Origin of the sequence: Pantoea sp. Morm (genome assembly GCF_016643525.1) — a bacterium.
Classification (GTDB): domain Bacteria; phylum Pseudomonadota; class Gammaproteobacteria; order Enterobacterales; family Enterobacteriaceae; genus Pantoea; species Pantoea dispersa.
In genome coordinates this window covers 1-3,292 of record NZ_VOQX01000185.1, presented here as the reverse complement: position 1 = coordinate 3,292, position 3,292 = coordinate 1, and the positions used below count along the sequence as shown (strand labels likewise).

Annotated in this window: 1 protein-coding gene and 1 pseudogene; both read left to right on the top strand. The window is 45.1% G+C overall.

The annotated features are described in order from the left end of the window. Positions 1 to 203: 203 nt before the first annotated feature. Positions 204 to 824, top strand: a pseudogene (locus tag FT726_RS26505) (endonuclease/exonuclease/phosphatase family protein); the annotation flags it as partial. A 78-nt stretch (positions 825 to 902) separates the two neighbouring features. After that, positions 903 to 3,116: a reverse transcriptase family protein gene (locus tag FT726_RS26500; RefSeq protein ID WP_346303773.1), complete on the top strand. Its 2,214-nt coding sequence runs from the start codon at positions 903 to 905 to the stop codon at positions 3,114 to 3,116. The last annotated feature ends 176 nt before the right edge of the window (positions 3,117 to 3,292 follow it).

The following is a 3,292-nucleotide window of genomic DNA, read 5'->3' as shown; positions in this document are numbered from 1 at the left end:
TTGAACATTTTTTAGGTTGTTTGAATCTTAAACAAAACAAAACTATATACTAGGATAACAGTAGTTTGACTGATTTTTGACGACTAGAAAAATATTATTGCTTAGTATTCAGAACTGTTGCTCAACATTGCCTCGGAAATCGGACTGATGAACGGCATAGACCTGGAAATCGGAAAAGGCCACTTCTATTTGGAACTTGGAACGTACGGACACTGCTCAGACCTGGAGCTTTGAGAGAACTGTCGGACCAACTGACAAAGTGCAAGATGGATATAGTTGCGCTACAGGAGGTTCGCTGGACTGGTAGAGGCCACATCAAAGGCAAAAGCTATGACACTTTCTATAGTGGAAGTGACGATAGACACGCATTTGGAACAGGATTCGTGGTGGCCCAACGAATGCGTAGCTCAATAATTGACTTTAAACCTATCAGTGATAGACTATGCAGTTTAAGGATAAGGACTAGGACAAGAAACATCACCATCGTGAATGCTCACGCACCAACGGAGGACAAGAGCGAGGAGGACAAGGACACCTTCTATAATAACCTGGAAGGAATCAGCATGCAATGTCCCAAACACGATATAAAAATAGTGATGGGGGACTTCAATGCCCAAGTTGGAAAAGAAAGACCACACTGCACAAATATCGGAAGAGAGAGTTTACATGATAAAACGAACGATAATGGGGAGCGTATGATTGACTACGCTATAGCAAACTCACTGGTGATAGTGAGCACAGTCTTCCCGCACAAGAGCGCACACAAACAAACATGGAGAGCACCAAATGGAGCTCACAGCCAAATAGACCATGCTCTTGTGTCATCTGAACATTTCAATTGGATAAATGATGTGAGATCCTATAAAGGCCCGGATGTAGACTCAGACCACTACCTAGTAGTGATGAAGGTGAAAGTTCGGAAATACTATGGAACTAACAAAAGCAGCGCTGGAAGTAGAAGATGGGATCCTGGAAAGTTAAAAGCTCTCGAGATTGAAAAACGGTTCAGAGAGAGTATTGCCGAAAAGATATCGGAGATACCAGCGAAGGAAGGAGGACACTCAATTGAGGACCAGTGGAGTATGCTGAGTGGAATAATGGAAGGTACTGCGGATGAACTCTGCAGTAATGACCGGACTGGTGTGCGAAATGGATGGTATGATTCGGAGTGTGAAGAAGCTGTGAAACTACGTAATGAAAAAAGAAATGCCTTCTTATGCCATGACACGCGCCAAACTAGAAAAGAATTTAAGGAAGCCCGCTCCAAGGCAAAGATGATTTGTAGGAAAAAGAAGAGACTGGCTATGGCTCAAAGGATTAAGGAGATAGAATCCTCTCGAGGGAATAATGAAACCAGAAAGTTTTTCCGCGAGGTCAAGGAGATCAAAATGGGATATAGGCCACAACAAACAATGATAAGGGATGAGAAGGGTGAACTTCTCACTATGGAGGATGAAGTGACAAAACGATGGGAGAGACACTTCAGACAGCAGCTGAAACATAGGCAGTGTGTGGCAAACCGGGAGAATCAGGAGGAGAATGAGCTAGGGAATGAGGAGGAAGAAGGGGGAGAGGAAGAATTACCCCCAGAAGCGGAAGACATTGCGGACATCATCTCAAAGCTTAAGAACTATAAAGCTGCGGGATCCGACAGCATCACAGCGGAGCTGTTTAAAGCTGCCGGCCCTGTATTGGTCTCGGAGATGTACGAATTGGTATTTCACATATGGCAAGAGGAAAAGATTCCATGCAAATGGAAGGAGTCACTAGTAATTCCGATATATAAGAGGAAAGGAGACCCAACAGAGTGTAGTAACTATAGGGGCATCAGCCTACTGAATGTAGCTTATAAGATCTTTGCAATTGCACTGTACAATAGGCTGGTACCCTACATGGAAAAAATAGTAGACGACTACCAGGCAGGCTTTCGTAAGAATATGTCCACAATCGACCAAATATTCACCCTTAAGCAAGTGGGAGAAAAGATGACTGAATTCGGTCACTCGCTCTGGGTGCTGTTTGTGGATTTCGAGGCAGCATATGATACGGTGAGCAGAGAGGAGTTGTACCGGGCAATGCTGGAAATGAATATCCCCAGAAAGCTCATAAAACTGACCAGGTGTACCATGGAGAATAATAAATGTCAGGTACGCGTGAGTGGAAGAAATGGGTGCCCTTTCGGTGTAGGGACTGGGCTGAGACAGGGGGATGCTTTGGCACCCTTGCTTTTTAACATGGTCCTGCATAAAATAATAAGCAAGACGAAACTGAATCATGGGTATACAATATACACTAGAATGGTACAAATCCTGGCATATGCGGACGACATAGCAATTGTAGGCAGAACTCGGGCTAGTATGGAAGAGGCATTTTTGGAGATCGAACGTGAGGCAAAGAAGATGGGTCTGAAGGTGAACACAAGTAAGACCAAGGTGATGTCAATCGGGAAGGAAAACTATGGAGCTCACCAGCAGCAAGTTACCCTCGGGAATCACACTTTTGGGGTTGTCTCAGCCTTCCAATACTTGGGTTGCACAATATCAAGGAGGCTGGAAGAAGATACTGAGATAAGGAGTAGACTGGGAGCAGCTAACAGAGCATACTACTCCTTGAATAAACTCATGCGAAGTCGACTGCTCACCCGCAAAACCAAAATAAGAATCTACAAAACCCTCATAAGGCCAGTAGCGGTATACGCATGCGAAACGTGGACACTCAATAAAACAACAGTCCAAATGCTGGACCGTTTCGAGCGAAAGATACTGAGGCGCATTCTGGGCCCAGTTAAGGAGAATGAGAGGTGGCGTTTACGCAAAAACAGAGAGGTGTACCAGGAGTATAAGGACTTGAGTCTCTCTAACTTTGTTAGAATACAGAGATTGAAGTGGTTCGGACATATGAGTAGGATGGAGGACGGTAGGATCCCCAAGAAGGCATACAACTTTTCTCCGGACGGGACAAGAGCTAGGGGTAGACCCAGAGCACGTTGGAGAGATAATGTGTTGAAGGATTTGAAGCAGACAAGAATAAGCACTACAATGGCCAGGGACAGGAATTCCTGGGGCAAAATGATTGAGCGGGCCAAGGACTGCTACATGCGTCTGTCGTGCCTCTAGAAGAAGAATGGTTGTTCATATAATAAGGTCTATAGACTTGGAAATAACTGGTAGCGTGAAGTCTTACATGATCGGCTTCATCCTCTCGATCATCCTGACGGCGATTCCGTTCTGGATGGTGATGGATGGCAGTGCTTCTCACGGCACCATTCTGGGTGTGGTTCTGGTGTGTGCAG

Excerpts from the sequence above, each read along its gene's own strand:
- FT726_RS26500 (WP_346303773.1), top strand. The coding sequence starts at position 903 with ATGAAGGTGAAAGTTCGGAAATACTATGGAACTAACAAAAGCAGCGCT.